A 6738-nucleotide genomic window follows, 5' to 3' on the forward strand; every position below is an offset into this window, starting at 1 on the left:
CTTGATAGCTTTATTTTTCAAAATCATAGAGTGAATCTTGCTATTACTCTAGGGAAATTATCGTTAAATTTATTCGATTGAACTGATTTGCGACACATGAGTTGGTTTTGCACTTGAATTAACCAGATTTGTCGGCTTATTAACCGTATTTGCCTGCTCCGCATAGGTTTTCGTTTGTAATATATAAGGTTGGTCAGCGGCGACTTTAACTGTGTAGGTTTGGTTGATATTTTTGCCGTCGCTTGTTTTGCTCATTAAGCTAACTTTGTGTTCACCCACGGGTAAGTTAAACCGCGCCAACTTGATACTTTCGGGTAAGGTTAACCAGTTTCGGGTGTCGGCTTGTGCAGTTAATATGTTAACTAATGCGGTGGCGCCTTTGGCTATGTCACCCCAAATCCCTTTATCTAATAACCCTGTCTCTTTTAACGCTTTGTGGGCAAATATCGCCTTAACTATCTCGCGAGTGAGTGACGCATAAATAAATTCATTGGCGCTGCGAATTTGCTCTTGCAGGGCTATTAAACTGAGTGATTCCACCGTTTCGAGTTCGGCGTATTTTTTTCCATTGATATACACAGAAGACCCACTTAGGCTGGGTTTTATCGCTGGATAATATGGAACGGATACCGTAATAGGGGTATTTAAGGCATCTAACATGCCAATATCTTCTGCCAAATTCCATAAATCGCCACCTAAAGGAATGCGTTTTTGCTGTGTTCCCATTACAGCAGCAGGAATGTCGCCAGCGATGTAATTTTTAATAATATCGAACAGTTGATTATCCGCATAAAGCATTTGAAACCAATAGGCTTTTTCGCGTCTTTGGGCAAAAGGCCCACTTAGTATCGGGCTGAGCACTAAAGACTTCGCTCGTTTATCTAAGGTGAGTAAAATGTTAATGCGCTGGCGTTCAGGCACTGTACCCACATGTTGAATGATAACCAGCTCTGCTTGTTGACTGGCTTTTACCACTTTTTGCGCTTGTTGCTGATTTAACTTTTGATTGATCAGGCGTTTAGCTTCTTGTTGGTAGCCGCCGTCTTTAAGCATGACTTTAATTGTGTCAAACCAAGCTTGTTGAACTACCTTGTTATTGAGTTGGTATTGCTTAGCAAAACCGTTCTCATAGGCTGTCGCGGCTTTTTTATATTCAATTCGTGCGCTGTCAAAGTCGCGATTAGTTTCATACAGTAAACCAGATAGGTAGTGGGCAAAGGCGTCGTCTTTATATTCCAATTCTAGCCCTGCTGTTGAGTTCCCAAATGCACGTTTAAATAAGTTGTATATTTCTGACGCGGTGGATTGCTTTTTATCTGTGTTGTTTGTTTGGGCATAACCACCGGTTTGCCGAGTGAGCTCAGATAAACGTAATCCAAGGCGACGGATCTCGACTAAGGCGGCATCAATTTCGGTGGGTGATAATTTGTGATCCTCTTGCCCTTTTTTTAAGTAATTAAGCGCTTTAAAGTAGTTAATAAAGGTGTTTTCAAACACAAATCCCTTATAGGTTGTGTATTGTGGGCCGGTTAGCAGCTCGGCTGCTTTTTCAGAAATACTGGTCGTATAAAATTCTTCGCTGAGTTGCTCTGCGGCACTAAAGTGAATATTACTTTGCGTGTAGTTACCCATTAAATGGTTAATGGTGCCAAGCTCAAGATGATGTAGTAGACGATCTTTGCCTGAGTCTGAATAGCGCAAACGGAAGGTGGTTTTAGCCGCTAATAGCTGGCCATTTTTAACCTGACTCGTGGGCGATACGTTATAGCCTTGTCGTGTCGTTACACAGCCAGTCATTAAAGTGATGGCTAGCAAACAAATCCACAACGGCTTTATCAAGTGAGTCTTTTTCAAACGCTTATTCGTCCATGTATAGTCTTTTGGCTCTGACTATTGATTATTAGTAAGTCGAGGTGCTAATTAAAAACTAACCTTAGTTAATATTCAAATTTTGTGCGATGAAACAAAGGTTTAATGCTGGTATATAGGCTATATTGCTTTAGACTATAGTCTTCTCGCTCAGATTTTATGGTTCATTGTCAGCGCTTATTCGCCCCAATCACATAGTAGAGCATATGCTCATGGGGTCTCAAAGCTTGACGGCTTTCCCTAAAACCCGATCGCTTTGACTAGAATTAAAAAACGAGCGTTTTCAATTGACGGCGTTCATCAGGATAATTTGGTTAATCGTAGCATTTTGCTCGCCGAATTTAATTTACTACATAAAATTACAACAATATCTACTCCGTGACTAAAGGAAATTAGGAATGAAATTACAGAATTTATTAATTGCGACTGCAGTAGCTGGTTTGTTAACGGCTTGTGGTTCAACAGAACAGGTTAGTAGCAAGCCGTCTGTCAACATACCACAATGGGTATTAAATCCTGTTGTTGAGAATGGTATTGCTGCGGCAGACTGTATTAAGTTTTCTGGTAATGTTTCAGTTGACCAAAAAATGGCTCGTGCCAATGCACGTTTAGCTTTAGCACAACAAATAGAGACTAAAGTTGAAGGCTTAGACAAAACGTATGCTCGCCGAACTGACGCCACTGATGAAACATCAATTGGCACAAATTTCAGCTCAGTATCTAAGCAAATCACTAATCAAAAATTAGTTGGTGCGCGCGTTGAAAAAGCGGATATTGTCAATATTGCTGGTAAGGATCACTTTTGTGCCTTGATGGTGTTAAGCCCTAATACCACTAAAGAGTTATTTGATTCTATTGTTAAAGAGTCTGGCCGTAAGGTTAATCCACAAGATGAAAAGTTCTTATACGAAGAGTTTAAAGCTTTTAAAGCAGAGCAAGATTTAGATAAAGAAATTGCGCGTTTAACCGATTAATTTCGCGGGTTTGTTTTAAGTTAAAAACGTGCAAATTCAATGAGTTTGCACGTTTTTTTGTATCTGGATTTTGTGTTTAGGGAGAGAATATGCGAATAGTTGCAACTGGGGTAATTTCAAGTTTTATATTATGGTCGGCTGTGGTTTACGCCAATGGCCCTGAGAGTGCATTTGCTCAATTAGAAGCTGAAATGGCTCAACAACCAGCCCCAGCTGATAAAAATGGATCTAGCAAGTCAATCGACACGCAATCTCAGCAGACATTTGATCAATGGCGAGATGATTATTTATCTGAATATTTAGTGTTTAAGCAAAATCATTTTGCTGAATATGACAAAATGCGTGATCAATTGTTTTTGGAGTGGGGTGAATCAGAGCAAACGGATCAGACTAAGTTAGTCGATTATCAACAAGGTGGTAATATTAAAACCGTTGTTGATTATCAAAAACAGGAGATCCGCGTCAGTATTAAGCATCAAGCGAATCAAAAAGTTGATCGCAAACAGGTATACCAATCTTTGCAGCAATTTAATCAGACACAGGTGCTATCTGTTCCAAATGAACGGTCTTCGCCCCAAGGAAAATCGACACAAGATGGAAAGTCAACAATAGAGAAGACGCAAGCCAGTATTTTGCAGTTAGTAACAGATAAAAATCTTACGAAAACAGATATTGCTAAAATGGTGTTAGCAGCCCAGCAGACAACCCAACCATTAGATTTAACCTTGTCACAAGCCAAACAAGTGGTTGAACAGACGAAAATCATTCGTAAACAAGCTGAGCAACAAAAAATAGAGCTTGAGCGGGTGCAAGATATGCAGCACTTAAAAGCAAGTGAATTGGCGCAAGTTAATGTTAATAAGCTTAAAAAAACGCCAGTAATTTTGCCGCAAGATCAGGTAGAAGCGCAAAAACAGAAAATAGACAATCTTGCTCAGCAACGCATTGAGCAACTCAATAAAAGCGCACAAGCGGCTGCGGCAAAGCAGTATTTACAAGCCCCCAGTGTTCAACAACAAATTACCTCGTACACCATTAAATTTCCAAGTAGTCAGCCATTTAAACTAGCCAAACCTTATTTAGCTGACGTAAGCCAGCAAGCCAAGCGTTGGCAACTGACACCGAGTTTGATGTTGGCAATTATGCATACCGAGAGTTATTTTAATCCTAAAGCACAATCACATATTCCCGCTTATGGTTTGATGCAAATAGTGCCTTCAACCGCAAGTGTTGATGTTAATCGTTTTTTGTATAAAAAAGATAAAGCCATGTCTCGCCATCAATTGTTTGATTCGGGCAAGAATATTGAAACCGGTATCGCTTATGTCCACATTTTAAATAGTCGCTATTTAAAGAACATTAAGCACCCGTTGAGCCGCACTTTTTGTGTTATTGCGGCCTATAATACGGGAGCAGGAAATGTCGCTAAAACCTTTAATAAAGATGGTACACGAAGCTTAACCAAAGCGACTAAGGTGATTAACAGAATGACGCCACAGGAAGTTTATCAAACTTTGGTTGAAAAATTACCTTACAAAGAAACGCGTGATTATTTGCGTAAAGTGACTAAGCGCACTTCACTATATCGAGAGATAGATAAAGCGTAAGGTTTTATCGTGACGAAACGCCTAGGTGAGTAAACAAAACATAAACCCTATAAACAAAAAAGCCCGCAGTAGCGGGCTTTTAGCAGATAAGGGTGTTACTTAGGCTTTGTAAGCGTCATCGTGAACGCCTGCTACTGCACGGCCTGATGGGTCAGCCATGTTTTGGAAGCTAGCATCCCATGCCAAGGCTTCAGGCGTTGAACATGCAACTGACTTACCACCAGGTACACATTCTGCACATGATGGGTGCGGGAAGTGACCTTCGAAGATAGTACGGTAGTAGTAAGCTTCTTTAGTATCTGGCGTATTGTGCGGGAAGCGTTTTTCAGCATTCGCCAATTGATCATCAGATACGTTAGCTTCACAGTGCTCTTTAAGTTTGTCGATCCAGCTATAACCTACACCATCAGAGAACTGTTCTTTTTGACGCCATAATACTTCGTCAGGTAAGTAACCATCTTTAAATGCTTCACGTAAGATGTTCTTTTCAATCTTACCGTCTTTGATCATTTTACCTTCTGGATTAATGCGCATTGCGACATCCATAAAGTCTTTATCTAAGAATGGTACACGAGCCTCAACACCCCAAGCTGACATGGCTTTGTTGGCACGTAAACAGTCAAACATGTGTAGTTTGTTAAGTTTACGGTTAAGTTCTTCGTGGAATTCTTTAGCGTTAGGTGCTTTATGGAAGTACAAGTAACCACCAAAGATTTCGTCAGCGCCTTCACCAGAAAGTACCATTTTGATGCCCATGGCTTTGATCTTACGCGCCATTAAGTACATTGGAGTCGATGCGCGTATAGTGGTTACATCGTAAGTTTCCAAGTGATAGATAACGTCTTGTAGCGCATCAATACCGTCTTGAATGGTGTATGTCATCTCGTGATGAACAGTACCAATCGCGTCAGCGACTTTTTGTGCTGCTTTTAAGTCTGGTGCACCTTCTAAACCCACTGCGAATGAGTGAAGTTTCGGCCACCAAGCTTCGTTTTGATCATCTTCTTCGATACGGCGTGCCGCAAATTTTTGGGTAATCGATGATACAACTGAAGAGTCTAAACCACCTGATAATAATACACCGTAAGGTACATCAGACATTAAATGTGATTTAACTGATTTTTCTAGTGCAACGTTAATATCTGCAGCGTTGGCAGTATTGTCTTTTACTGCATCATATTCCATCCAGTCACGTGTGTAGTACTCACGTAATTCGCCGTCAGCGCTATGTAAGTAATGCCCAGGAGGGAACTCTTTAATGGATTTACATGCAGGTACTAATGCTTTCATTTCTGAAGCTACGTAGAAGTTACCGTGATCGTCCCAACCCATGTAAAGCGGGATAATACCAATATGGTCACGAGCAATTAGGTATTCGTCTTTAGTTTCATCATAAAGAATGAAAGCGAACATGCCTTTTAGCTCGTCAATGAACTCTATACCTTTTTCTTGGTATTTAGCTAAAATAACTTCACAGTCAGATTTTGTTTGGAATTCGAAGTCGACAGTTAAATTCGCTTCTAGCTCTTTGTGATTGTAAATTTCGCCGTTGACCGCTAAAACGTGATTTCGATTTTTATTGAAGAGAGGTTGGTCACCAGAATTTACATCAACAATTGCTAGGCGCTCGTGCGCTAGAATTGCGTTGTCGCTTGCATATACACCTGACCAGTCTGGGCCACGGTGGCGTAGTAATTTAGACAGCTCAACCGCTGACTTTCTTAGTTCGGCTCGATCTGTTTTCAGATCAAGAATACCAAAAATGGAACACATAGAGTTTTCACTCCCTCTCTTCAAATAATGTCTTCAAAAAATGCTTTAAAAATATCGAAATCAATAGCGGGATTTTCCCGAACGTGCAATGTGCCAGTTTTCGAAGAAAATTCAAGGTTAGATGGTGAGTTTTTATGTTTTTCTTATGATTAATGGTTATAAAAATGCCCAAATGGTCATTTTTCACATCTATTTCTACAATTTTATTTTAAATATTACGAGTTAATTGCGGTTTAGTTCACAAAAGTCTTCGCCAGTGAATCAGTTAAATACGCTATAATTAATGATATTTTTTGGTTAATTATTGTCCGATATTAACCCCTCTTTATGCCCTTAATTGCAGTACTGGCGTAAGGTCGGAGTAAGTGACTAAAATTGTTAGAAAAAAACCTTATTTTTCTTGCAGTTTTGGCTTTCTCGCACTTATCCGATCAGTTAGTATTGTACAAGAAGTCGTCTAAATTTGATTTGCTGCAAAATGTTATAAAAATGTGGCAGGGTGTGGAGTAGTAAAC

At 39.9% G+C, this 6738-nt stretch carries 4 protein-coding genes; 2 read left to right on the plus strand and 2 right to left on the minus strand.

All coding sequences use genetic code 11. The features are described 5' to 3' along the window. Window positions 1-69: 69 nt before the first annotated feature. On the minus strand, window positions 70-1815 hold the full coding sequence (locus C2869_RS11115; RefSeq protein ID WP_159084137.1) for a hypothetical protein: 1746 nt from the start codon (window positions 1813-1815) through the stop codon (window positions 70-72). Between the two features lie 452 nt (window positions 1816-2267). Here C2869_RS11115 and C2869_RS11120 point away from each other — a divergent pair, with 452 nt between their 5' ends. Together C2869_RS11120 and C2869_RS11125 are read left to right on the plus strand one after the other, a co-directional pair. Beyond that, window positions 2268-2843, plus strand: coding sequence for an LPP20 family lipoprotein (locus C2869_RS11120; RefSeq protein ID WP_108603009.1), 576 nt, complete (start codon window positions 2268-2270; stop codon window positions 2841-2843). An 89-nt stretch (window positions 2844-2932) separates the two neighbouring features. Further along, window positions 2933-4450: a transglycosylase SLT domain-containing protein gene (locus C2869_RS11125; protein WP_108603010.1), complete on the plus strand. Its 1518-nt coding sequence runs from the start codon at window positions 2933-2935 to the stop codon at window positions 4448-4450. 99 nt (window positions 4451-4549) lie between these two features. Here C2869_RS11125 and asnB read toward each other — a convergent pair whose 3' ends face one another. Continuing rightward, window positions 4550-6223, minus strand: coding sequence for an asparagine synthase B (gene asnB / locus C2869_RS11130; RefSeq protein WP_108603011.1), 1674 nt, complete (start codon window positions 6221-6223; stop codon window positions 4550-4552). Window positions 6224-6738: the final 515 nt, after the last annotated feature.

It is taken from the genome of Saccharobesus litoralis, assembly GCF_003063625.1.
GTDB lineage: Bacteria > Pseudomonadota > Gammaproteobacteria > Enterobacterales > Alteromonadaceae > Saccharobesus > Saccharobesus litoralis.